Raw genomic sequence first — 22,702 nt, 5'->3', positions numbered from 1 at the left:
CCCCTACGACCCCGCCAACCACCGCGCCGCAACCATCCTCAACCAACACACAACCGCTCAATCTGCGGCGTGAGGTTGACACAGGGAGTGTCATGACTGCTCTCCTCGTACGCGCGTATGTCGCCCATCAGATGCCGCTCGGCCGGATTCTGTGACACCTCTGGCGGTATGGCGCTCGTCACGTCCTCAGATCGTCACGGGAGTCGCGCCGCCGGCATCTCGTGTTCGTCCAGTAGATCCCACGAGTGAGGACGACGACGATGGAACCCCGTATCGACCTGATGCAGAACGAGCTCGGCAGCAAGCTGGCGAAGCGGCTGTTCGCGGTCCATTCCCTGCTGCAGCAGACCGGCCTGCCGACCACGACCCAGAACCTGGTGATGCTCCGGGCCAGCCAGATCAACGGTTGCGGACACTGTATCGACATCCACGCGAAGGAGGCCGCGGCCGAGGGTGAGACCACGACCCGCCTGAACCTGGTCGCCGGCTGGCGGCACTCGACGGTGTTCACGGAGGAGGAGCAGGCCGCGCTGGCGATGACCGAGGAGGCAACCCGGCTCGCCGACGCGTCCGAAGGCGTCTCGGAGGAGACGTGGACCCGCGCAGCGAAGTACTACGACGAGAACCAGCTGATCGGGCTGGTCACCCTGATCGCCATGATCAACGCCACCAACCGCATGGCCATCACCCTCAACCAGCTGGGCGGCTCCTACGAACCCGGCCTGATGACAACCGCCATCAGCAGCTGACACCCCAACGCGAGGGGATATCCGGCGCTCCGGTCAGATGTGTGGGCGTCGGTGGCGGCATCCGGAGACTCGCGACAAGCTGTGGAGACCTGGAACCCGACATTCCCTGTCTCCGCCCACCAACTCCTGTCTCCGGTCCCACCGCACCACACCACCGCTTGCCCGCACCGCACGCACCGCACCGCACCACCGCCCACACCACCACCGCACGCACCGCACCACCGCATGCACCGCCCGGTCCATCCCGCCGGCCGGCGCCGAGGTGGGCGCGACAAGAGCCCTCGCACACGAGGGGATATCCGATGGTGTTGTGGCTTCTCCCTTGGTGTTAGAGGGGAGAACCCCCAACGCCAGGGGATATCCGTTCTTGTGCTGGATGGGTGGATGTTGTCTTGCCGGCTGGGTGATGGGGTTGGTGGCGGGACGGCTGGTCGCGGCGGGGTGATGTGCACGCTCGACAGGTAGTGCACCCGCGAGACGGTGTACGCACGGGCGCGTTCACGCTCAGGTGCACTACCCCACCACCCGACACCTCCTGTCGAGCGTGCACATCCCAAGCCCGGCACCGCCCTGGAGCCCGTCGACCACGCACACATCAATCACAAGAAACGGATATCCACTGGCGTTGTGGGTTCTCCCCTCTAACACCAACAGAGAAGCCAGGCGGATATCCCCTCGCGTGCGGAGGCCTCGCCACGCTCAGCCAGGCGCGGTGGGGCGGTGGTACTGGGCGGTGGTTACTGGGCGGTGGTTTTGTCCAGGTCCCAGATGCGGGCGGTGGTCCAGGCGTATTCCCAGGCCTGGATGTCGGGGGGCTCGATGCCGAGGCCGGTGAGGATGGCGCAGACCTGTTCGCGGTGGTGGTTGGCGTGGTTGATCGCCTGGGCGATGAAGATGCCGACGCGGGTGCCGCGGGTGTTGTCGTCGACGATCAGCACGCGGTCGACGTCGATCGGCTGGGTGAGGAAGTACTCCCAGAGGTCGCCGGCCTCGGCGTTCCAGATGGCCAGGGTTTCCAGCTCGGTCGCCGGTTCGCTGTCGACGTACGCGAGGGGACGGTCCGCGATCCGGCGCAGGTAGCTGCCGTCGCAGCGGACGATGTGGTCGAGGGTGGCGAGGATGCCGCCGAACGTGCCGACGCCGGTGACCTCCAGCTGCTCGGCGGTCAGGTTCTGGGCGCGGCAGAACTCGATCAGGCTGCCGGTCGCCCAGTTGTTGTGCCGGATGGGGTCGAAGAGCAGATCGTTGGTTCCCATGCAGGCCAAGCTAGCCGCGCCCGCCGTACCCGGGGTACTGGATTTCGACCCCCGGGTACGGCGTGCGCACGGTCAGCTCGCGGCGATGTTGACCATCCAGTTGATGCCGAACCGGTCGGTGACCATGCCGAACTCGTCGCCCCACATCTGCTTCTCGAGCGGGACCGACACCTTGCCGCCGTCCGCGGACAGCTTCTCGTAGTACCCGCGCAGCTCGTCGCCGTCGCCGCTCAGGCTGATCGCGATGTTCTCGCCCGGGTTGTACGGCATGCCCTGCGGCGTGTCGGAGGCCATCAGCGTGAACCCGCTCGGGGTCTCGAGCTGGCTGTGCATCAGCTTCTCGTCGTCGTCCGGTCCGTGACCGGCGCCGAACTCCTTGAAGGTGTTCGTGGACAGATCGCCGCCGAACACCCCCTGGTAGAACTCCATCGCCGCGCGCGCGTCGCCGTCGAACTGGATGTACGGATTGAGCCGAGATGCCATCGAACTGTCCTTCCCCCAACCGGCCGGACCCTCTGGCCCGGCGCTCATGTTCCGCACAGTAGACCCGGCCGCCGACAGTCCGCGACCCCCTGAAACGCACCGTCGGGTTAAGGTCTCGGGATGTTGCTGCGACACATCACAATCGATGCCGGAGACCCCTACAAGCTCGCACAGTTCTGGAGTACCGTGACCGGCTGGCCGGTGGCCGACGGCGACGTACCGGGAGACGACGAGGTACTCGTGCAGGCGCCGGCGCCGCTTCCCGGGCTGCTGTTCATCGCGGTCCCGGAGGGAAAGACCGTGAAGAACCGGGTGCACCTCGACTGGGGACCGACGGAACGTACGCGGGACCAGGAGGTCGAGCGGATCCTGTCGCTCGGCGGCACGATCCACGAGGACCACCGGGTCCCGGACGGCCGCGGCTGGGTCACGATGAAGGACCTCGAAGGCAACGAGTTCTGCGTCGAACGCAGCGACGCGGAGCGCGCCGGCTGAGCAGGCCCCCACCCGTCGTGATCGAACGCCCACGTCCCGTCACCCGCGATCACAGGTGACGGGTCCGATTCCGGTATGACCGGAATCTATTCAGGATTTGCGTCTTCGGGGATCCTGGTGTGGGGAACCGGGGGGTTCGCTCCGGGGTGTTGGGGGTAGGGGCATGCAGCGAATTCGGGGGTCACCGCGTCATGTCTGTACAGGAAGACGGAGGCTGGGGGGCGTCGAGATGTTGCACCAGGTGCGGGAACAACCAGGTCATGCGGGTGAACGGAAGCCGTCCGCGCTGCGGGCGTTCCTGGGGTCGGTCGCCGCGATCGTCGTGACGCTGCTCGTGGTGGCGTTGCTCGGCGGCGTCCTCGTCGTACTCGAACCGCGGTCGACGAGCGCCGAAAGCACGGTCGGGGGCGCCGACTACAGCGTCCCGTCGAGCGGGCCGGGGCGGTACGGCTCGGGCACGCTCGGCCCGTGGCAGAACCTGATCCACCGGATCAGCCCGGAGGACCAGATCCGCGACGTGCTCGCGTTCGACGGGATCTTCATGTTCGGCGACAGCATCGCCGTCCAGGACAGTGGCGCGCTCGAGCGGCTGCTGACGGATCGCACCGGCGACGCGATCGCCGTCCACGACTGGTCCGGGCAGCCGGCGTCAGCGGCGGTCGACGCGCTCGAAGAGTGGTCGGGTAGCTACGGTCTGCCGCGACGAATCGTGATGGCGGTCGGTACGAACGACATCTTCGACCCGGCCGCGTTCGCGGCGCAGGTCGAGCGCGCGCTGCGGATCGCCGGGCCGGACCGGACGGTGTACTGGGTGAACGTGTACGTCAGCCGCACCAAGCAGCCGGCCGCCGTACGGGAGGCCGATCTCGCCAACAGCGCGTGGATCAACCAGCAATTGCAGGACGCGGCGTTCCAGCACCCGAACCTACGGATCATCGACTGGTCCGGGTTCCTCCAGTCCCGGCCGGACCGCCCGGCGCAGTACCTTCGCGACGGCGTCCACACCAGTCAGCCGGTCGGCGGCGCGGCCCGCAACGAACTGATCGCGGACGCCATCCAAAGTCGCTGAACATGCCAACCTCAGGGCCGTCTTCCGCGTGAAGAGAGCTGAGGAGGTAGGCATGTTCATCAAGCGCTGGTCGATCTCGGCCGCCATTATCGTGATCCTGACCGCGTTCCTCCTGGCGTTGCTGCATCTCGAGGCGCCGACCGCGCACGCGAAGGCCGCCGCACCGGTCGTCAGCTCGGGAACCTTCGGATCCGGCGCGCTCGGATCCTGGCAGGCGAACAACCGCGTGATCGCGAGCAGCGCGGAGGTCCGCCACGTCGTCGCGACCGACGGCGTGGTGCTCTTCGGGGACAGCATCGCCGTACAGGACGGCGCCGCTCTCGGCCGGCTCCTCGGACAACAACTGGGTACGTCGTTCGCGCAGTACAGCTGGGCCGGCCAGCCGACGTCCGCGGCGGTCGACGCGATGGCAGCCTGGGCGCGCGAGTACGGTCTCCCGCGGCGAATCGTGATGGCGGTCGGGACCAACGACATCTTCGACCCGCCCGCGTTCGCGGCACAGGTCGAGCGGGCGCTCGAGATCGCCGGCTCGCAGCGGACCGTCTACTGGGTCGACGTGCAGGTCTCCCGAACCGACGAGCCGCCCGCCGTACAGGTCGCCGATCAGCGCAACAGCGAGTGGATCAACCTGCAACTGTCGCAGGCGGCGCTGCAGCATCCGAACTTGCGGATCGTCCGTTGGGCCGAGTTCCTCGCGGCACGTCCGGAGCGGCTGCACACCGACCTGCGCGACGGGCGGCACACGACTGTGCCGACCGGCCAGAACGCGCGGAACACCCTGATTCTGCAGGCGATCCGGCCCAGCTGACGCTGCCCGTCCGGGCAACCGGAACCGAAGTCGTCGATCCGCGCAACTTTTCGGACGGCTCGCGACATCTATGAGGTAGAGGAACCGACTTGACCTCGGGGGGAACCGATGGCGACGTATCTGACAGGGGCTGACCGGCAGAACTGATGCCGGACGCAACCTTCGACCATTCGCTCCGCGTTTCTGAAGTACTCACCGACACAACCACCTGACTCTGTCACCGGGATCGCCCTACCCGAATTCAGGTCTAGGCCAGAATAGGCATGCCTTCGGGTATGCGGGGAGGACCAACGATGCCCGCGAGACATCTGCGCACGTCCAGTACGACGCTACGACTCACGATCGCGCTGCTCGCGAGTGTCGCCGTACTGGGCGCCGTCCTGATGATCCCGTGGGGCGGATCCGAGCCGGAGGCCGCGCCGGATCCGACCGTGAGCCGCACGCCCGAGCCGCCGACTGCGCCGCCTGCGCCGGTGCGGCAGAACGTCTACACGTGCCCGGCGTACAGCGGGATCGACAGCGCGAACCCGGTCGCCAATCTCTCCAAGGACATGTTCACGTGGGGTACGACGCCGCCGACCAAGGTCGGTGACGGCAAGGGAAACATCGACTGGCGGATGAACCCGCCGAACAACCCCAGCTGGTACATGTGGCTGCACTCGCTTCGTTGGCTGGGGCAAGGAATCGACGCCGCCGCGGCCGGCGACAAGGCCGCACTGCAACGGGTCAGCGCGATCACGCGCGACTGGGTCAAGGACAACCCGTACTCGTGGACGTCCGACGTCGGCGCGTACGAGTCGACGATGCACCGCACCAACGTGCTGATCTGCCTGCGACAGGCGGTGCTATCGGGGCTGCACGCGGCGCGGCTGCCGTTGACGTACGCGTGGCTGGACAAGGCGCTGCTGGAGCACGCATGGTTCCTGCAGAAGAACTACAGCGGCGACTGGAACCACGGCACCGACGAGAGCCTGGCGTTGTTCGGGATCGGGTGCACGCTGCAGCGCGACGATCTGAAGAAGATCGCGTCCGACCGGCTGACGAGTGCGATCACGACGTCGATCGACACGCAGGGTTCGACGAACGAGCAGTCGACGGCGTACGCGCAGTTCAACTACATGCTCTGGGGGCGGGCGATCGACGTACTGCGTCAGTGCGGCGTCGACCCCGGTACGACGATCACGGCGCGCCGCCGCGAACTCGCGAAATGGCTCGCGCTGGCAACCAACTCGCTCGGGAACCTGCCGCAGCTCGGCGACTCCGAGGTGGTTCGCACGGTGCCCGTCACCGGGACGGTTCTCGAGTACGCCGGTACGCGCGGCGCCCGCGGGATCCGGCCGACACAGCGGATCGGGATCTTCGACGCCGGGTACATCTTCGGGCGGACCGGCTGGGGCGAGACACGGCCGTTCACGCAGGAATCGACGTACAGCATCCGGTTCGGACCGTCGCAGAAACTGCACGGGCACAACGACCACACGTCGATCACGTACACCTCGCGCGGGCGCGACATCCTGATCGACGGCGGGCACGCCGGGTACAAGATGGACGACTGGCGGTTCTGGGCGAAGAGTCAGTTCGCGCACAACGAGATGGTCGTGAAGTCGGCGACCGGGCACCCGGAGACCAAGCTGGTGCGGTCGTCGATCAAGGCGACGTCGGAGTTCTACGAACTGCACGACTCGCCGGGCGCCGGGATCGACCGGACGCGGGACGTGCTGGTGCTGAAGGATCCCGATCTGATGGTGGTGCTGGATCGCGGAGCGTCGGCCGCCGAGCAGGAGTACTCGACGCTGTGGCATCTGCCCGCGGACCAGAAGGTGGTTGTCAGCAGCAACGATCGGGCGGTGGCCGCACGACCGGGCGACACGGTGAAGACGACGCTGCTGCAGATCCCGTTCCAGCAGGCGACGACGCCGATCGAGGTGACGACCGGGCAGCAGGACCCGATCCAGGGCTGGCACTACACGACGATCGACAAGCGGCTGCCGTCGCCGGTGGTGAAGTTCAACCGGTCCGGTCAGGACGCGAACATCCTGTCCGTGATCGCCCCGACCCGCACCAACGCGACGGTCTCGTACACGACGTCGTGGCAGGGCTCGCGAATGATCGTGAACCTGACGGTCGACGGGGTGACCACCGTGATCAGCGTCGCCGCGGACGGGACGATGCAGCGGATCAAGTAGGTTTGCGGACCGCCAGCACTCAACAACTGCCGTCCGCGGGACGCGCTGAGCGTGAGCCGCGGGCGCCGGCGCCAGTTGTGTAGTGCTGGCGGTCCGCCTCAGGCGTTGGCCCCGGTCGCGTCAGGCCTTGGGGCCGACGGGTTTCCAGTCGCGGGGCGGGTCCTCGCCGACGCGGCCGTCGACGGCCTCGCGGATCAGGTCGGCGTGGCCCGTGTGGCGGCCGTACTCCTCGATCAGGTCGCAGACCAGGCGGCGGAGGCTCGCATGCCGCCCGTCCGGCCAGGTGATGTCGGCCGGCTGATCGAGCCCGCCGTCGGTGATTGCCGCCGTCAACGTCTCCCGGGACCGCGCGACCGCGCCGTCCCACAACGCGTACAGCTCGGCCGGTGTGTTCTCGACGGCGGAGTTGAACTCCCAGTCGTTGTCGTCGTGCCAACCGTTCTCCAGCCACGGCCCGCTCATCGGCTTCCCCTGGAACTTCACGTCGAACAGGTAGTCCTCGTTCGCGGCGAGATGCTTCAGCAACCCGCCGAGCGTGATCGACGACGCCCCGATCCGCGTGTTCAACCCGTCCGCGTCCAGTTCGTCGACCTTGTACCGGAACGTCGTACGCAACCGGTCCAGTGCCCCGACCAGATGCTCGACATCACTCCCCGCCAACGGCGGCTCCCACCACGGCGAAACCCACGCATTTTCACTCATGGCAGCACGGTAGATCCAATTCCGGACGCTCCCCTTCCGGAACCTGGAATGCGCCGTACTGGAACCTCCCGAGCGGCGCCCGTGCGTTCGTAGACGTTCCGGTCGCCGAGTCGGTCACAGCGTTCGGCGTACGACGATGTTGCGTTTGGCGGTCGTGCGGTGCTCGGCGTACGTCGTGAAGCCGGCGGCGAGGAACGTGCTGAGTACGCCGCGGCCGGGGTCGCCGGGCATCGCCTTCACCGGGTAGGCCTCCACGATCCGCGCGCCCGAGCTCCGCGCGTACTCGACGGCCGCGTCGACCATCGGCGACGTCAGCCCTCGCCCGCGGTACCCGCTCTTCACGAACAGGCAGTTGATCGCCCAGATCGTGTCGTCGTCCGGCTCGTCGATCGGCAACGTCCGCGAGTGAAGGATCGCGTAGTACGCCGTCCGCGGGGCAACGGCGCACCAGATCGCCGGGCGGTCCTCGACGTACCCGATGAGCCCGACCGGCTCCCCCGCGTCGACGAATCCCTCGAGCGCGGCACGGTTCTCGGCGCTCCCGTTCGCGGCAACGATTGATGCGGGCAACCGGCGGGCCATGCACCAGCATCCCCGCGTCCCGCCGCTCGGCCCGAGCAGCTCGACCAGGTCCTCCCACCGCGCCTGGTCGACCGGGTACGCCTCCACCCGCGCATTCAACCACGCACCGCGAGGCCCCCAGGACGTCCGCAAGTTCGGGCACGACCCGACCTGATCGAGTGATCCCGATCATCGAGCTGTGGTTGGGTGGCGACGTGCATTTCACCGCGAAGCTCCCGACCAAACGGATGGCTGCCGACTGCTTGTTCACGGATCAAGCGGGACGGTTGCTCGTGCTTCAGCCGCCGTACAAGCCGACCTGGGACATCCCCGGCGGCTTGGTCGAACGCGACGAATCGCCACGCCTCGCCGCCCAGCGCGAGGTCCGGGAGGAGATAGGCCTGACCGTGGAGCCTGGCGGCCTGCTCGCGGTGGATTGGATCCCGCAGTCAGGAGACTTCACGGAGATCGTCGCGTTCCTGTTCGACGGCGGGGTGCTCACACCGGCCGACATCGACCGGATCGTGCTCCAACCGACGGAGGTCACCTCCTCCAGGTTCGTCACCCTCGACGAAGCCAGCCACCTCCTCGACCCAGAACAGTTCGCACGCGTCGCCGCGGGCCTCAAGAACCGACGTACACCGGAAGCCGTCTACCTCGAGAACGGCGTTCCACCACACCGCACATGACCGCATCCGGGGACCGGGTTGAGGTCACAGCAGGCGGTCGACCAGGCCGTCGACGTAGTCCGGGGTGAGCGGGCCGATGCCGAGCAGGACGCGGACGTACATCGGGGCCAGGATGTGATCCACCACGCCTAACGCGTCGGGTGCGTGCTCGCCGCGCTCGACGGCGCGATCGAGCATGGACTGCAGCTGCCGGGTGCGTTCGACGAGGAGGTCGTTACCCGCCTGCGCGCCCTGGTCACCGTGGCTGGACAGGGCGACTGCCAGGCGCAGCAACGCCAGACCGTCGGGTCCAGTGATCTCGCGGGCCACCTGGGCCGCGTACGTGCGCAGGTCGCCGGCCAAGCTCCCGGTGTCGGGCATCGGCGACTGCGCGTTGAGGCGGGTGAGCGCCACGTCGGTGAGCAGAGTCGCGAGATTGCCCCACCGGCGGTAAATGCTGCTGTCGGCCACCCCCGCGCGGGCTGCGACGTCGCCGACGGTGAAGTTGCCGTAGCCGCGCTCGTTGAGCAGGTCGGTCACGGCCTGGTGCACCTCCGCGGCGACGCGGGCGCTGCGCCCGCCGGGCCGCCGGGCTCGCTCTTGCTCGTTCACATCCTCCACCTTAACGCAGTCGCGACTTGCGTTTATGAGCCGACCCTCCCTACACTCGGCTAACGCAGTCGCTGGCTGCGTTAGCTGAGTGAGAGGAATCCCGATGCCTGAATCGCCTGGGACCGTAGGCAGTCGACCGAACCGGGCCGTGCTGCTCACGGTGACCTGCCTAGGCCAATTCATGGTGCTGCTCGACAACACGATCGTTGGAGCAGCGCTGCCCGACATGCAGCACCGGCTGCACACTCAGCTGACCGGTCTGCAATGGATCGTCGACGCATACGTACTGCTGGTCGCAATGCTGCTGCTGTCCGGCGGCGTCTTCGCCGACCGGTTCGGCCGCAAGCGGGTGTACCTGACCGGGGTGGCCGTGTTCACCGCCGCGTCGCTGGTGTGCAACCTCGCGCCCTCGATCGGCTGGCTGGTCGCCGGCCGCGTGCTGCAGGGCATCGGGGCCGCGGCGCTGAGCCCTGCCTCGCTGGCCCTGCTCGCCGCCGCCTATCCCGTGCCGCAGGAACGAATCAAGGCGATCGGGCTGTGGGCCGGATTCAGCGGAATCGGCCTGGCGGCAGGCCCCGTGGCAGGCGGCGTATTGACAGAGGCCTTCGGCTGGCCCGCCATCTTCCTGGTCAACCTGCCCATCGGCGTGGTCCTTCTGCTGGTCGGCCTGCGCAGCCTGGAAGAGGCCCGCAATCCGAACGCTCCCGCGATCGATGTCCCGGGGACGGTGCTGTCCGTTCTGGGGGTAGGAGCGCTGACCTACGGGCTGATCGAGGGTGGCGCCCGCGGCTGGACATCGCCGGTGATCCTCGGCAGCTTCGCCGCCGCGGTGATCCTCCTCGCCACATTCATCGCCGTCGAAGCACGTCGTACGGCGCCGATGCTGCCGCTGCGGCTGTTCCGGCAGCGGCTCTTCACCGTGTCCAACACCGCCATGGTCGTGGTGGGGTTCGCGCTCATGGGTTCGTCGTTCTTCTTCTCCCAGTTCTTCGTGTACGTCCAGGGCAGCTCAATCCTGCGCGCCGGCCTGCAGACCCTGCCGGCGACCCTCGCCATGGTCATCGTCAGCCCGTTCGCGGGCCGGCTCGCCGCCCGGTACGGCTTCCGGATCGTAGTAACCACCGGCCTGGCCGTGGCCGGCGTGGGCCTGCTGGCGCTCGGCCTGGTGCACGCCGACACCGGTTACGGGAACGTGTGGTGGCGGCTCGGAATCGTCGGCATCGGCTTCGCCCTGACCATGTCTCCGCTGACGGGAGCCGCCATTCAGGCAGTCAGCCCGCAGGAAGGCGGCCTCGCATCAGGCATCAGCAGTACGACGCGACAGATCGGCGCAGTGCTCGGCGTAGCGGTACTCGGAGCCATCGTCCGCACCCGCCAATCCGACGGAGCCTCCTTCGAGACAGGCCTCAACAACGCCTTCCTCGCAGCCGGCATCGTCACCCTGGCGACCGCAGCATTCACCGCCCTATGGCTGACAAAATCCAAGCCCACGACGCCCGATCCAGCTGCAGTCACCACCTCGAACAAAGCAGCCGCAAGCCGCTGAACGACGAAGATCGCAGTTCCGGCGGCACCGACAGGGTGACAGCAAAGGCCGGAAAGATAGGGAATCATGGCAAGCATGTCCCTGGACCCCGGCCCGACGCAGCTTGTTCGTCCCGCCTCGGCTACCAAGCTAGGCAGGGACTTCTACCTACGTCCCGCGGCTGAGTGCGCCATCGACTTCCTTGGCAAGGTCATGGTCCACCAGACCGCGTTGGGCCGGGTAGCCGGAATGATCCGCGATGTCGAGTCCTACCCGGCTTTCACCGACGAGGTCCACCACGGGAACAAGAAGACACCGCGAACCCAGGTGATGTGGGAGTCAGGCGGCGTCGCGTACGTGTATCTGATCTACGGCATGTGGCATCAATTTGCGGCTGTCGTGAATCGGGCTGATATGCCAGACGTGGTCTTCATCCGTGGCGTCGTACCCGTCGAAGGGGTCGAGCTGATGACCGCACGGTGGGACAATCCACGAGCGGTCAAGGACCTGGCCAACTCGCCGGGAAAGCTGTGCAAGTCCTTCCAGATCACCAAGGACCTGTACGGCGCGGACCTCACAGGCGACACCTTGTTCCTTGAGGACTGGGGTGTATCGGTCGACGCCAGGAGCATCCGGAAGTCCGTGCGAGTCGGCATCAGTGCCCGACATGACGGCCATGACGCTCCGCTCAGGTACCACCTTCCGTCCATCACTCCCACCCCATCCTCCTGACAGCTGCCAACCAAGGCCAGCGCGATCCTTCGAAGGCCGAGACCTGGGTTTCTCCGTGTGACGGAGTGGAGTCGCCCGTAGGAATCGAACCGACGACCTCCTCATTACTCAAGGATCCGCGCCACAGTGGCTGGTCAGAAGGCAGTCAGTGGGCGAGTCGTGTACCGAATCGTACCCTCAAGCATCATCATGGGGTACGATTTGATACATGACGCCGTCGGAGTCGCCAGGTCGCTTACACCAACGACTGGCGAGCCTGCCGCCCACGTTCACCACGGCGCAGGCGCGCGGGGTCAACCTGCCGTCACGGGATCTGGCGGCGCTGGTCGGCGAAGGGGCCGCGATTGAACTATCGCGCGGTGTCTACCGGCGGTCAGATGCCCCCGAGACTGCACACCTCGATCTGCTGGCCGTACACACACGAGCATCCCACGCGGTCGTCTGCGGCGAGTCCGCGCTCGCTCTTCACGATCTGATCGACGATATACCGGCCGCCGTACACGTCGCCGTACCCCGTGGCAGCCGCCGCCCGGCGATCTCCTACCCGCCCGTCGTCATCGCGCAATACGCGACCAAGACCTTCGACCTCAACATCGAGCAGTACGAGGCGGCGCCAGGAGAGTTCGTGCCGGTCTACGACGCGGCCCGGAGCGTGGTCGACGCGATGCGCCATCGCAATCGCATCGGCCAGACACTGGCCCTGGCAGCGCTCGGCCGCTACCTGCGAACCAGTGGGCCCGACGGGGTCGGGGATCTCCAACGCATCGCACGAGAACTGCACGCCCTGTCCGTCATCCGGCCGGCTGTCGAAGCGGTGCTCGCCTGATGGTCAATCCAGCCCGCGACACCACAGCCGGTCGCATCTACAACGACTTGCGGAACTCAGCACGCCGACAAACGCGCGCCACCGACGAAGTCATGGTCGAGTACGTTCTCGAACGATTTCTCTACCGACTGGCAACATCTCCAGCCGGCCGCGGACACTTCGTCCTCAAGGGCGGACTACTCCTCGCCCAGTTCGGCGCCCGCCGAACGACGCGAGACATCGACATTCTCGGGCAAGCCTTCACCGGCGAGGACACCGAGATCGTCCGCCGTGTCGGGGCGATCGCCGGGACCCAGGTCGACGACGGCGTCACGTTCGACGGCGCAAGCCTGAGAACCGCGCCGATTCGAGACGACGGCCGCTACCACGGATTACGGCTCGTCATGCCCGCCTCGATCGCCCGTGCACAACTCAAGCTTCAACTCGATGTCAGCCTGGGCGATCCCATCACCCCCGAGCCCCAACTCATCGCATACCAACAACTGCTGGAGGCCGAGACCTTCACAATTCTCGGCTATCCACTCGCCACAGTGATCGCCGAGAAACTGTCCACCGCTATCGAACTCGGTGACCTCAACACCCGCGACCGTGACTACGGCGATCTCTACCGCCTCCTACGTACCAACACGCTCGGTGCCGACCAGGTGTCCGCCGCTCTCGAGGCCACCGCAGCGCACCGACGGATCACGGTGCGACCGCTCAGTTCAAGCATCTCCGATCTCCCTCAACAGCGACAGCCCTCCTACTCCGCATGGCTACGACGTCAAGGCTCAGCCGCCAGCGGCTACCCAACCAGCTTCGCGGACACAGTCACGGTCGTCACAGCCTTCGCGGACCCACTCATCAGCGGCGAGGCCCGGGGCAAAGATTGGGATCCTGAGAACGCTCGCTGGACCTGACCACCCCGCTAGCTTCCGCCGGACCAGTCAAGCCGACCTCGTCGACACGTCCGTCAACGGGCCGACCAGCAACGATTGCCGCCCGTGCCGAGAGTGCCGTCGTCAGACCCGCTCGAATCGCAGCCGCCTGTACCCGGGCATGCGTCGCTGGAGCGAGGCAGCCAGCAACGGGACGAGTGGGTCGTGGTAGTCGTGAACCTCAGCGACGGTCTTGCCGGGTGCTGGGCGCACGACTCGCCCTGCGCACTGGAGCAGGAGTCCATCGAAGGAGATCGGCGCCGCGAGGAACAGGGTGTCCAGGGCCGGTGCGTCGAACCCTTCGCCGACGAACGGTGTCGTGCCCACGACCAGGACTCCGTCCCCGGCCCTGGCGTCGGTGAGTCGTTCGACGATGGCACGCCGTTCCTTGGCGGGCATGCCGCCCTGGAGCACAAGCGGTTCGTGGCCGCGACCGGCCAGGAGCGAGGTCAGCGTTTCGAGGTGGGCTACCCGGCGGGTCAGGATCAAGCAGTTGCGCCCCTGGGTGAGAGAGGCGTGGACGTCGTCGAGGATCTGCTCGTTGCGGTCTTTGTCGACGGTGAGTGCCCGGTGAGCCTCGGCGATAGGTGAAGGAGCGTCCTGGGCGATGTCTGCTGCGGTGAAGACGGTCTCGTGCACATGCAGCACTCGCGCCGGTCCTGCACTGGTACCGGCTGCTTCGGTCAGCGTCCCGGGTATCTCGTCAGTCATCGTGTGCCGGACCGGTCCGAGCTGCCAGCGCAGGAGTTCACCGAGACCGTCGCGGCGGTCGGGGGTGGCAGTGAGACCGAGCCAGTACCGGGCGGCGATCTTCTTGACCGAGTGGTCGTAGGCGGCTGCGGCGATGTGGTGCGCTTCATCGACGATGACCTGCCCGTATCCGGCAGTCAGGTTCTCGACGTCGTCGTGCCTGGCCAGGGTGGGCAGCATGGCGACATCGACGATCCCCGTTAGTTTGGTCCGTCCTCCGCCGAGCTGTCCTGGTTTGAGGCCGAGGAACTCGGCCAGTCGAGTCCGCCATTGGTCGGCGAGGGCCTTGCGGTCGACCAGGATCAGTGTGGACACCGCTCGTTCGGCGATGATCGCGCACGCCATAACGGTCTTGCCCGATCCTGGCGGGGCGACCAGGACGCCGTCGTCGTGCGCGAGCAACTCACCGACTGCCGCGGCCTGCCGGTCGGCCAGTTCGCCGATGAGCGCAACGTCGATCTCCGTGCCCGCAATCCGGTTGTCGGTGACATCGAGGCGGGCGCCGCTGCGCTCTACGATGCCGGTGACCAGGTGCCGGAGTCCGCGAGGCAGGACAAGCCTCTCATCCAGGGTCAGTTCATAGCCGGTAACGAACCGTGGGGTGTCCCAGGTCGACTTGCGCAGCCGTTGCAGCTCGTAGAACTTCGGATTCGCCATCGATGCGGCATGCTTGAAAGTCGCAAGAGCAGCGGGCGGAAGGGCGGTCGCGTCCAGGACCATGCCGGCGGCGATTTCGGCGCGCACAACCGGCGGCATGGGCGGGTGCACCTTGGTGGACTCGGCTCGTGCCAGGGTCGTGACGTCGCGGCCAACGGTGGCGCGTGACGCCTTACGGGCGAGACGGGCGGCGTCACCCGGGGTGAGCCGGTCGAGCGTCGAGAGGAACGCCCACTGGTCCTCGTACGGTTCCAGCGTGGCCGGGTCGAGGAAGAGCGTGAGCCCGTTCTTGCGGCGGTTGCCGTGGAGCGGTGCGGCGATCAGGTTGCCAGGGCCAGAGCCGGGCAGTACGTCCTGGCTTGGGAACAGACGGTCATAGGAGCCTAGGCTCATGACGCCGCGCTGGAGGATGGCCTCGTGGATCAGCGCGGTCCCGACCGCGCGTGCCGTCTGGGCTGGGATCGCCTCGGTGAAGAAGATCCACACGTGTGCCCCGGCACCGGACTGGGAGATCTCTAGCGCAGCGGGGACGCCTGCAGTTCGAGCGGCCTTGACGTACGCCAGGGCGTCGAGCATCGCGGTCTGGCCGTCGAAGTCGGAAGCCAGCCACCAGCAGGTGTTATCCGGGAGCATCGGGTACAGGCCGATGAACAGATCCTGCCGCGACCGTGCGGCCAGGTGCTCCGCGACGACATCCGGAGTCAGCGGGAGCAGACGGGCGGTCGCGCGGCTCATACCCTTGCGCCACCCACCCGCCGCCACGGGCATCCATCCCTTCCTTCCCGTGCGCGGGTCCTCCCAGTGCTTGGCGTAAGTGTCGTTCCTGGCACGGAACAGGTCCAGGTAGAGGGCAAGCTTCTGCTGTGGCGTCGAACCTGCCATCGACACCAGCCCGCCAGCCCCGATAGGGGCCGCGAGTTGCTCGGCCACGGGCGTGGTGTCCTGGCCTCCCAGCTCCAGCAGTCGGGACAGCCGCGCGTTCTCGACCCGCAGCCGGTCTCGCTCGGCCCGCAGCTCGGACAGCTCACGACGCAGGCCAAGGCCGCCGCTATCGCGATCGTCACCGAGACTCACGCGGCTATCCTGCCAGGGCGTAAGACCGCCCTCATCCCTCAGCGCCGACTTTGGACTGCGGGTCGACATCTCCCGGAACCTGGCCTCCGGTCAGTTGATCGATCCAACGCTGCACGGTCCTACCCCGGCCGTTGACCCCCTGAGCGCTCAGAACGCCGCCGCGTGTCCCGCCTCAGCCTGACCACCGAAGTGCTCCCGCCAGACGAAGCATCGCGCGTTTCGCCAAGAGCTGCGCTGTGCGTACTCTTTGCCCGTACCTGGTACATCCGAGACGAGAGGAAGCCCCTCTGACGTGGGGCGTTTTGCCTGGTCAGAGGGGCCTTGGTGGAGCCGCCTGTCGGAATCGAACCGACGACCTTCTCATTACGAGTGAGACGCTCTGCCGACTGAGCTAAGGCGGCGGGTGCCGAGGCAAGAGTGTAGCGGGAGGAGGGGGAGGATTTCGAATCGGATCCTTGGGGAGCGGTACGGCGGGGCGCGGGGTGTGGTCGGGGTCACCCGGAGGACGGGCGGGGTGAGCACGCCGTACGCCGGACCGGTGCGGGGCGAGCACCCGGTACGGCGGAACCGGGCGGGCCGGCGTACCGGAATGTCTGTGGGGCGGCGGGCCGGAACCGGTGTGGGGTTGCACGCGTCGGAGGGGCGTTGGAATAGTGCGGGAATGATTGTTCGAGGAAATGCGTTGACTTGGTTGTGGGTGTTGGGTGAGACTAATTCCCGCAAGACCAAAGACCCTGAGGAGAAGATCGTGTACGGATCGTGCAGCGCGAACGAAGCCTGGCGGCGTGGCCGCATGGCTTTGCCGGCGTGCCTGCGATCCGTGGGCGCCGAGACCTTCTACCACCAGCTCAGCCTGCGCATGGGCGGCCCGCCTGGGTGATCTCCGACTGGGGATATCTCCAGGAGCCGTCTGAGCCGGGCACCGGCAGCAGGCGGCTCTTTTCTTTTGCCCGGTCACGGGATTTCTTTCACCGATGCTTTCTTCCGGTATTCACGGATATCGGCACGCACAATTGACAACTGGACATTCATCGCATTTCTCCCGGGACTTCTCGGGCCCGGGAGAGGACCAGTTGTAGGCCAGCGGCCAGGCCACCTCATTTGGGTTGAGGAGATCGGGGGTTCGAGTCCCTCCAACTGGACCAGGCGCCCGCAGGATGCTCAGCTACCGGCCGAGCGGGCGCCGCATGCGTGCCCTGCGACGGAAATCCGCAGTACATCCGGCGCAGGGCACCGGACGCCCGTGGCTCAACCGGACAGAGCGCCTGCCTACGAAGCAGGAGGGTGCAGGTTCGAATCCTGCCGGGCGTGCTGTGTCCGAGGCAGAAGCGGGCGATGCACCGGGACGTGACCCCGGAGGAAGCGGGTTCGAGCCCCGCCGGACACCCTCGAGTACGACGTGCTCACGCAGCGTACGGCGTACGCGCGCGGCTCTGGCCCAACTGGGAGAGGCGCCTGGCTTAGAACCAGGAGGTTCAGGGTTCGAATCCCTGGGGCCGCACACACTGACCGACACCGATTTCGCCGACCTGCTGACCGCGGGTCGGGCACACTGGAAGGGAGGAGGAACCACATGAGCGGTGTGATCGTTCTGAACGCCTCGTACGAGCAGCTGCACGTCGTGTCGATCCCGCACGCCATCCGGATGCTCGTCCGGGAGGTCGCCGTCGTCGAGGAAGCCCACGACGGCGCCAGCATCGGACCGTTCCCCCTCCCTCGCGTGCTGCGCCTCGTCCGGTACGTCGTGATGAAGTGGCGCTACGCCTCCGGCGGCCTGCAGTACACGCGGGCCGGCGTACTGAAGCGCGACAAGTACACCTGCGCGTACTGCGGCAAGCTGGGCGCCACCACGATGGACCACGTGATCCCACGATCACGCGGCGGTCGAGGTGAATGGCTGAACGCGGTCGCCGCACACGCGGCGTGCAACGAGAAGAAGGGCTCGCGAACACCGGAAGAGGCCGGCATGCCGCTGCGGTGGCAGCCGTGGGTCCCTTCCCGTGCCGAGATAGCGCTCTGACGCGACACCCACCGGTGCCGCCGACGAGCGCGATGCCAGGTGGGCGACGGTGACCCATCCTCGGTTCTGACCCGAGGCCCCGCAGGTTCGAGCCCTGCCCTGGCAGCTGCATGCCGTCGGACAAGGAGGGGAATCGTGGAGTTTCCGATCGAGTTGAGTGGGGCCAAGAGCTCCACGCTGATGTGGGCGCAGGAGCATGAGGTGGGCGCGCGGGCCCTGCAGCAGCTGCGGAACATTGCGGCGCTGCCGTGGGTGCATGGCGTCCGGGTGATGCCGGATGTGCATCTCGGTAAGGGCGCGACTGTCGGGTCCGTGATCGCGATGTACCAGGCCGTGTCGCCGGCCGCGGTCGGGGTCGACATCGGGTGCGGGATGGAAGGTGTCCTGACCTCGTTGACGGCTTCGGATCTGCCGGACGACCTGTCGGCGATCCGGTCGCGGATCGAAGCCGCCGTACCTGTGGGCTTCCGGGCTCACGAGGACCAGATCGGCGTACGTCGGCTCGGCCTGGATCCGCGTCCGTGGGACAAGCTGTGGGGCGCGTTCACGAGTCTGCACGACGGGGTGCAGGACCGGGAGCGCAAGGCCAAGCAGCAGATGGGATCGCTAGGCGGGGGCAACCACTTTATTGAGGTCTGCCTCGACGACGAGGACCGCGTGTGGCTGATGCTGCACTCCGGCAGCCGGAACATCGGCAAGGAGCTCGCGGAGCGGCACATGCGGATCGCCCGGAACCTGCCGCACAACGCGGATCTCCCGGACCGTGACCTGGCGGTGTTCCTGTCCGGTACGCCGGAGATGGACGCGTACCGTCGCGACCTCACGTGGGCGCAGGAGTACGCCGCCCGGAACCGGGCCGTCATGCTCGCGCTGGTAATGCAGGCGGTGCGGGAGTCGTTCGAGGTCGACGTACGGTTCGAGCAGCCGATCTCGTGCCACCACAACTACGTGGCCGAGGAGCACATCGACGGGCTCGACCTGCTCGTCACCCGCAAGGGTGCGATCCGGGCGGGGTGCGGGGACCTCGGGCTGATTCCGGGGTCGATGGGCACCGGTTCGTACGTCGTCCGCGGGCTCGGTTCGGAGCGCTCGTTCTACTCGGCCTCACACGGGGCGGGCCGGCGGATGAGCCGTAACGAGGCGAAGCGGCGGTTCACGGTGGACGATCTGGTCGCGCAGACGGCCGGCGTCGAGTCCCGCAAGGACGCCGGCGTGATCGACGAGATCCCCGCCGCCTACAAGGACATCGACTCGGTCATCGCCGCCCAGTCCGACCTGGTCGAGGTCGTCGCCCACCTCAAGCAGGTCATCTGCGTGAAGGGCTGAACAGGTTCCTGCCGTGGTCAGGGGACACGGCAGGGACCCTTTGGTGAGGTCCGCCTGTGGGCAGAGGCAGCGGTTTGCTAAACCGTCGGTCGGCTGACATGTCGGCCCGCGAGTTCGAATCTCGCCCTCACCGCTGGGCGGCCGGGAACGACCGGCCGCCCTGCCAGGCAGGAGCGCCGTCGTGGGAGAGGCGGGACGGGCTGTAAACCCGTTGCCTTCGGGCTGAGCAGGTTCGAATCCTGCCTCCTGCACGCAAGAAGAACAGATAGGACAAGAGAGGAGGACCGGCCATGGCCGACCTCAGGAACAGGAAGCGAGTGCCTGGCGGCAGGACCGGTGCTCCGGTCCAGCAGGGTCACTCGATGCGACGCGTGCTGCTTGCCTGCGGGCATGTGCAGCGCGACCGGATCGCGCATCGCGGGGATCACGTGTGGTGCGAGGCCGAATGCTCCGACTGGACCCGCGTGGTCTCAGTCGAGGAGTAGCGAACACAAGGACAGGTAGTGTCCGGCAGCGACCTAGTGCACCTGAGCGTGCAGACGTTCGCGCGTACAGCGTCTCGCCGGTGCACTACCTGTCCTTACGTACACCAACCCCCTGGTGACGGAATCTCGCCGGGCTCTCCGAAGGCTCGGTTCCTGGTTCGACTCCAGGCAGGGGGACTCAGGCGATGGTCGGGTCGAAGTGGACGGACAGGGTCAGTTCGGCTTCGGCGCGGGTGGAGAGGATGCGGAGGCGTACGTCGTCAGCCGTGACAGGCGACTGCAGCGGCAGCAGACGTCGATGTCCGATCGTCGTACCGCGGGCGATCTCGGTCCACGCACCGTCGACGAAGCCGTCCACGGCGAACGATTCGACCTGCTGACCGGCCGCGATGTCCTCGCGCAGATCAAGCACGTTGACCTCGCCCGGCAACGCGACCGCGGTGTCGTAGTACTCCCGCACCGCCGCGCCAAAAGCCGCCAGCGCCTCGACATCCGGATCCGCGAACAGACCTCGCCGATCAGGCGGGATGTTCAGCAGCAGTACGGCGTTCCGCCCGACCGACTTGCGATAGATGTCCAGGAGCTCCGGCAACGACTTCACCGCCGCGTCCTCGGACGCGTGGTAGAACCATCCGGGCCGGATCGACACGTCGACTTCGGCCGGATACCACCGCAACTCATCAGCCTTCGCCATCAACTCCGGACCCGCAACGTCGACCGCCGTTTGTGAGGCCACCATCCGCCCGTCAACGAACGGTACGACGCTCCACTCGGTCTCTCGCGCGAACCCGTCCTCGTTGCCGACCCACCGCACGTCCGGCCCACCGATCGCGATCGTCGCGTCGGGCGCAAGCTGCCGGATCAGGTCGAACCACGCGTCGTACGAATAGCTCTGCGCACTACTCGTCGGATTCGCCCCGTCCAGCCAGACCTCTGCGATCGGCCCGTACGACGTGAGAAGTTCGTGCAACTGGTTCGGTTGTAGTCGTCCACGACGTACGAGAACTCACCGATCTGCGAAGCCACCGCGGGGCTCCCGTTGCCGTAGTACCCGCCCGACGCCTTCTCCTGGTAGAGATCTGCCGGCGACAGATACACCCCGAAGCCGAGCCCACCCGCCTGGCAAGCAGCCGACAGTTCCGCGACGACATCACCGGAATAGGGCGACGCGGCAACAGTATGCGGCAGGTACTTGCTCGGCCACAAACAGAATCCGTCGTGATGCTTGGCCGTCAGGATTACGCTCTTGAACCCCGCGGACACCAGCGCGGCAACCCATTGCGAGCAGTCCAGCGCCGACGGATCGAACACCGCCGGATCGTCGACGCCGGTCCCCCACTCCAGGTCGGTGAACGTATTCGGGCCGAAGTGCACGAACGCGGTCAGCTCCTGCTGCTGCCACGCGAGCTGCCGCGGCGACGGGCGGACAGCGGAGGGATCGATCACAGCAGCACCTTCCCGGGGTTGAACAGGTTCGACGGATCGAAGGCGGCCTTGATCCGTCGATGCAGTTCGAGCCCGACCGGCCCGAGTTCGGTCTCGAGCCAGCGCGCCTTCAACGTCCCGATCCCGTGCTCCCCCGTGATCGTCCCGCCGAGCTGCAGCCCCAGTTGCATCACGGCACCGAACGCCTCCAACGCCCGCGCCTCAGCAGCGGCATCACCCGGGTCGAAGACCACGGTCGGGTGCATATTCCCGTCACCTACATGCCCAGGGCAACAAATCAGTACGTCGTACTTCGCGCCGATCTCCGCGATGCCGCGGAGCAGTGTGATCAACTGCGACCGCGGTACGGCGACGTCGTCGATCAGCGTCGTACCCAACGGCTCCAGCGCGGCGTTCACCAGCCGGCGCGCCTCGAGCAGCATGCGGGACTCTTCCGCGTCGGACGCCTCGGCGACGTCGACCGCGCCGTGCGCCGTACAGATCTCCGCGATCCGCGCGACGTCCTCGGCAGCACGCGGCCCCCGGTCGGACTGGGCGAGCAGCATCGAACCGGCGTCCTCGGGCAGACCCATGTCCCGGTAGTTCTGGATCGCCCGTAGCGTCGGCTGGTCCAGGAACTCGAGCAACGACGGACGCAGACCCGAGGCCATGACGGCGGCAGCGGCCGCGATCCCGTCCTCGATGGACCGGAACGTCGCCGCCGCGGTCAACGCCGCCTCGGGCGCGGGGCGCAACGACAGCGTCGCCTCGGTCACCACTCCGAGCGTGCCCTCGGACCCGACGATCAGCCGTGTGAGGTCGTACCCGGCGACGCCCTTCGCCGACCGCCGCCCGGTGCGCACCACCTCACCGGACGCCAGCACCACTTCGAGTCCGCGCACGAAGTCCGAGGTCACGCCGTACTTCACGCAGCACAATCCGCCTGCGTTCGTCGCGATGTTCCCGCCGACGGTCGACATCTCCCACGACGACGGATCCGGCGGATAGAACAGGCCCTGGTCCAGCACGGCGCGCGACAGCTGAGCGTTCACGACGCCCGGCTGGACCACAGCAACCTGGTCCTCGGCCGAGATCTCGAGGATCTGCGCCATCCGGGACGTCGACAGCAACAAGCACCCGTCGATCGCGTTCGCGGCACCCGACAATCCCGTACGCGCGCCCTGCGTCACGATCGGAACACCGGCCTCACCAGCAGCCCGAACCACCTCGACGACCTCCGCGGTCGACGACGGACGCACGAGCGCCCGCGGCACCCCGGCGGTGCAGAACTTGGCGTGATCGTTGCGATGACTGTCCAGTACATCGGGATCGTCGACGACCGCACCGTCTCCCAGGACCGACCGCAGTCGGTCCAC

Annotated in this window: 22 protein-coding genes and 8 tRNA genes; 20 read left to right on the top strand and 10 right to left on the bottom strand. The window is 67.1% G+C overall.

The window, feature by feature from the left end; all coding sequences use genetic code 11:
- Window positions 1–260: 260 nt before the first annotated feature.
- Window positions 261–749: a carboxymuconolactone decarboxylase family protein gene (locus ACWF0M_RS27585; protein WP_452238611.1), complete on the top strand. Its 489-nt coding sequence runs from the start codon at window positions 261–263 to the stop codon at window positions 747–749.
- A gap of 737 nt (window positions 750–1,486) precedes the next feature.
- On the opposite strand, the gene ACWF0M_RS27580 is transcribed toward ACWF0M_RS27585, so the two are convergent.
- Window positions 1,487–2,005: a DinB family protein gene (locus ACWF0M_RS27580; RefSeq protein WP_452238610.1), complete on the bottom strand. Its 519-nt coding sequence runs from the start codon at window positions 2,003–2,005 to the stop codon at window positions 1,487–1,489.
- Between the two features lie 72 nt (window positions 2,006–2,077).
- A complete protein-coding gene (locus ACWF0M_RS27575; protein WP_452238609.1) occupies window positions 2,078–2,488 on the bottom strand; it encodes a VOC family protein in 411 nt (136 codons plus the stop codon).
- A gap of 120 nt (window positions 2,489–2,608) precedes the next feature.
- Between ACWF0M_RS27575 and ACWF0M_RS27570 the strand changes: the two genes are divergently transcribed.
- From ACWF0M_RS27570 to ACWF0M_RS27555, 4 genes are all read left to right on the top strand, one after another.
- Window positions 2,609–2,983: a VOC family protein gene (locus ACWF0M_RS27570; protein WP_452238608.1), complete on the top strand. Its 375-nt coding sequence runs from the start codon at window positions 2,609–2,611 to the stop codon at window positions 2,981–2,983.
- Window positions 2,984–3,224: 241 nt separating this feature from the next.
- Entirely contained in the window at window positions 3,225–4,052 is an 828-nt protein-coding gene (locus ACWF0M_RS27565) for a hypothetical protein (protein ID WP_452238607.1), read from the top strand.
- A 52-nt stretch (window positions 4,053–4,104) separates the two neighbouring features.
- The gene (locus ACWF0M_RS27560) at window positions 4,105–4,860 is read left to right on the top strand and encodes a hypothetical protein (protein ID WP_452238606.1); all 756 of its coding nucleotides are present in this window, start codon (window positions 4,105–4,107) and stop codon (window positions 4,858–4,860) included.
- A gap of 293 nt (window positions 4,861–5,153) precedes the next feature.
- Entirely contained in the window at window positions 5,154–7,046 is a 1,893-nt protein-coding gene (locus tag ACWF0M_RS27555; protein ID WP_452238605.1) for a heparinase II/III domain-containing protein, read from the top strand.
- A gap of 120 nt (window positions 7,047–7,166) precedes the next feature.
- Here ACWF0M_RS27555 and ACWF0M_RS27550 read toward each other — a convergent pair whose 3' ends face one another.
- Window positions 7,167–7,748, bottom strand: a complete 582-nt coding sequence (locus ACWF0M_RS27550) for a mycothiol transferase (RefSeq protein WP_452238604.1) — start codon at window positions 7,746–7,748, stop codon at window positions 7,167–7,169.
- A gap of 114 nt (window positions 7,749–7,862) precedes the next feature.
- The gene (locus ACWF0M_RS27545; RefSeq protein ID WP_452238603.1) at window positions 7,863–8,429 is read right to left on the bottom strand and encodes a GNAT family N-acetyltransferase; all 567 of its coding nucleotides are present in this window, start codon (window positions 8,427–8,429) and stop codon (window positions 7,863–7,865) included.
- Between the two features lie 59 nt (window positions 8,430–8,488).
- Here ACWF0M_RS27545 and ACWF0M_RS27540 point away from each other — a divergent pair, with 59 nt between their 5' ends.
- Window positions 8,489–8,998 (top strand): NUDIX domain-containing protein, encoded by a 510-nt coding sequence (locus tag ACWF0M_RS27540; protein WP_452238602.1) that lies wholly within the window; start codon window positions 8,489–8,491, stop codon window positions 8,996–8,998.
- 24 nt (window positions 8,999–9,022) lie between these two features.
- Here the strand turns inward: ACWF0M_RS27540 and ACWF0M_RS27535 are convergent, their stop codons facing one another.
- Complete coding sequence (locus ACWF0M_RS27535; protein ID WP_452238601.1) at window positions 9,023–9,589, bottom strand: TetR/AcrR family transcriptional regulator; 567 nt, start codon at window positions 9,587–9,589, stop codon at window positions 9,023–9,025.
- A gap of 103 nt (window positions 9,590–9,692) precedes the next feature.
- Here ACWF0M_RS27535 and ACWF0M_RS27530 point away from each other — a divergent pair, with 103 nt between their 5' ends.
- The 4 genes from ACWF0M_RS27530 (at window position 9,693) to ACWF0M_RS27515 (ending at window position 13,571) form a co-directional block, all read left to right on the top strand.
- Window positions 9,693–11,135 (top strand): MFS transporter, encoded by a 1,443-nt coding sequence (locus ACWF0M_RS27530; RefSeq protein WP_452238600.1) that lies wholly within the window; start codon window positions 9,693–9,695, stop codon window positions 11,133–11,135.
- A gap of 66 nt (window positions 11,136–11,201) precedes the next feature.
- Window positions 11,202–11,846, top strand: a complete 645-nt coding sequence (locus ACWF0M_RS27525; protein ID WP_452238599.1) for a DNA-3-methyladenine glycosylase — start codon at window positions 11,202–11,204, stop codon at window positions 11,844–11,846.
- Window positions 11,847–12,054: 208 nt separating this feature from the next.
- On the top strand, window positions 12,055–12,672 hold the full coding sequence (locus ACWF0M_RS27520; RefSeq protein ID WP_452238598.1) for a type IV toxin-antitoxin system AbiEi family antitoxin domain-containing protein: 618 nt from the start codon (window positions 12,055–12,057) through the stop codon (window positions 12,670–12,672).
- Complete coding sequence (locus ACWF0M_RS27515; RefSeq protein ID WP_452238597.1) at window positions 12,672–13,571, top strand: nucleotidyl transferase AbiEii/AbiGii toxin family protein; 900 nt, start codon at window positions 12,672–12,674, stop codon at window positions 13,569–13,571. Before ACWF0M_RS27520 ends, ACWF0M_RS27515 begins: the two co-directional genes overlap by 1 nt.
- A 102-nt stretch (window positions 13,572–13,673) precedes the next feature.
- Here the strand turns inward: ACWF0M_RS27515 and ACWF0M_RS27510 are convergent, their stop codons facing one another.
- Window positions 13,674–16,070, bottom strand: a complete 2,397-nt coding sequence (locus ACWF0M_RS27510; protein ID WP_452238596.1) for a TOTE conflict system archaeo-eukaryotic primase domain-containing protein — start codon at window positions 16,068–16,070, stop codon at window positions 13,674–13,676.
- A gap of 325 nt (window positions 16,071–16,395) precedes the next feature.
- Window positions 16,396–16,471, bottom strand: a tRNA-Thr gene (locus ACWF0M_RS27505).
- Window positions 16,472–17,139: 668 nt separating this feature from the next.
- Here ACWF0M_RS27505 and ACWF0M_RS27500 point away from each other — a divergent pair.
- The 10 genes from ACWF0M_RS27500 to ACWF0M_RS27455 all read left to right on the top strand — a co-directional run bounded on the left by ACWF0M_RS27500 (window position 17,140) and on the right by ACWF0M_RS27455 (window position 19,901).
- Window positions 17,140–17,215: transfer RNA gene (locus tag ACWF0M_RS27500), tRNA-Pro, on the top strand.
- Window positions 17,216–17,307: 92 nt separating this feature from the next.
- Window positions 17,308–17,381: transfer RNA gene (locus ACWF0M_RS27495), tRNA-Arg, on the top strand.
- Window positions 17,382–17,383: 2 nt separating this feature from the next.
- Window positions 17,384–17,457: transfer RNA gene (locus tag ACWF0M_RS27490), tRNA-His, on the top strand.
- Window positions 17,458–17,497: 40 nt separating this feature from the next.
- A tRNA-Leu gene (locus tag ACWF0M_RS27485) sits at window positions 17,498–17,571 on the top strand.
- A 72-nt stretch (window positions 17,572–17,643) separates the two neighbouring features.
- Window positions 17,644–18,090 (top strand): HNH endonuclease, encoded by a 447-nt coding sequence (locus ACWF0M_RS27480; RefSeq protein ID WP_452238595.1) that lies wholly within the window; start codon window positions 17,644–17,646, stop codon window positions 18,088–18,090.
- Window positions 18,091–18,123: 33 nt separating this feature from the next.
- Window positions 18,124–18,196, top strand: a tRNA-Gln gene (locus ACWF0M_RS27475).
- A 29-nt stretch (window positions 18,197–18,225) separates the two neighbouring features.
- A complete protein-coding gene (locus tag ACWF0M_RS27470) occupies window positions 18,226–19,416 on the top strand; it encodes an RtcB family protein (protein WP_452238594.1) in 1,191 nt (396 codons plus the stop codon).
- Window positions 19,417–19,458: 42 nt separating this feature from the next.
- A tRNA-Ser gene (locus ACWF0M_RS27465) sits at window positions 19,459–19,549 on the top strand.
- 34 nt (window positions 19,550–19,583) lie between these two features.
- A tRNA-Tyr gene (locus ACWF0M_RS27460) sits at window positions 19,584–19,667 on the top strand.
- Between the two features lie 111 nt (window positions 19,668–19,778).
- The gene (locus tag ACWF0M_RS27455; protein ID WP_452238593.1) at window positions 19,779–19,901 is read left to right on the top strand and encodes a hypothetical protein; all 123 of its coding nucleotides are present in this window, start codon (window positions 19,779–19,781) and stop codon (window positions 19,899–19,901) included.
- Between the two features lie 178 nt (window positions 19,902–20,079).
- On the opposite strand, the gene ACWF0M_RS27450 is transcribed toward ACWF0M_RS27455, so the two are convergent.
- From ACWF0M_RS27450 to ACWF0M_RS27440, 3 genes are read right to left on the bottom strand one after another with little or no spacing between them, the layout of a single operon-like run.
- The gene (locus ACWF0M_RS27450; RefSeq protein WP_452238592.1) at window positions 20,080–20,871 is read right to left on the bottom strand and encodes an alpha-L-fucosidase; all 792 of its coding nucleotides are present in this window, start codon (window positions 20,869–20,871) and stop codon (window positions 20,080–20,082) included.
- Window positions 20,763–21,347 carry an alpha-L-fucosidase gene (locus tag ACWF0M_RS27445; RefSeq protein WP_452238591.1) on the bottom strand — a complete coding sequence of 195 codons (585 nt, stop codon included), beginning with the start codon at window positions 21,345–21,347 and terminating at the stop codon, window positions 20,763–20,765. The genes ACWF0M_RS27450 and ACWF0M_RS27445 overlap by 109 nt, the downstream gene beginning before the upstream one ends.
- Window positions 21,344–22,702 (bottom strand): FAD-binding oxidoreductase, encoded by a 1,359-nt coding sequence (locus ACWF0M_RS27440; RefSeq protein WP_452238590.1) that lies wholly within the window; start codon window positions 22,700–22,702, stop codon window positions 21,344–21,346. Before ACWF0M_RS27440 ends, ACWF0M_RS27445 begins: the two co-directional genes overlap by 4 nt.

This window comes from Kribbella sp. NPDC055110, assembly GCF_053607525.1.
The sequence above is the reverse complement of the archived record's forward strand: the minus strand, read 5'-3'. Positions and strand labels throughout refer to the sequence as shown.

Excerpts from the sequence above, each read along its gene's own strand:
- ACWF0M_RS27585 (WP_452238611.1), top strand. The coding sequence starts at position 261 with ATGGAACCCCGTATCGACCTGATGCAGAACGAGCTCGGCAGCAAGCTG.
- ACWF0M_RS27580 (WP_452238610.1), bottom strand. The coding sequence starts at position 2,005 with ATGGGAACCAACGATCTGCTCTTCGACCCCATCCGGCACAACAACTGG.
- ACWF0M_RS27575 (WP_452238609.1), bottom strand. The coding sequence starts at position 2,488 with ATGGCATCTCGGCTCAATCCGTACATCCAGTTCGACGGCGACGCGCGC.
- ACWF0M_RS27570 (WP_452238608.1), top strand. The coding sequence starts at position 2,609 with ATGTTGCTGCGACACATCACAATCGATGCCGGAGACCCCTACAAGCTC.
- ACWF0M_RS27560 (WP_452238606.1), top strand. The coding sequence starts at position 4,105 with ATGTTCATCAAGCGCTGGTCGATCTCGGCCGCCATTATCGTGATCCTG.
- ACWF0M_RS27555 (WP_452238605.1), top strand. The coding sequence starts at position 5,154 with ATGCCCGCGAGACATCTGCGCACGTCCAGTACGACGCTACGACTCACG.
- ACWF0M_RS27550 (WP_452238604.1), bottom strand. The coding sequence starts at position 7,748 with ATGAGTGAAAATGCGTGGGTTTCGCCGTGGTGGGAGCCGCCGTTGGCG.
- ACWF0M_RS27530 (WP_452238600.1), top strand. The coding sequence starts at position 9,693 with ATGCCTGAATCGCCTGGGACCGTAGGCAGTCGACCGAACCGGGCCGTG.
- ACWF0M_RS27525 (WP_452238599.1), top strand. The coding sequence starts at position 11,202 with ATGGCAAGCATGTCCCTGGACCCCGGCCCGACGCAGCTTGTTCGTCCC.
- ACWF0M_RS27520 (WP_452238598.1), top strand. The coding sequence starts at position 12,055 with ATGACGCCGTCGGAGTCGCCAGGTCGCTTACACCAACGACTGGCGAGC.
- ACWF0M_RS27515 (WP_452238597.1), top strand. The coding sequence starts at position 12,672 with ATGGTCAATCCAGCCCGCGACACCACAGCCGGTCGCATCTACAACGAC.
- ACWF0M_RS27480 (WP_452238595.1), top strand. The coding sequence starts at position 17,644 with ATGAGCGGTGTGATCGTTCTGAACGCCTCGTACGAGCAGCTGCACGTC.
- ACWF0M_RS27455 (WP_452238593.1), top strand. The coding sequence starts at position 19,779 with ATGCGACGCGTGCTGCTTGCCTGCGGGCATGTGCAGCGCGACCGGATC.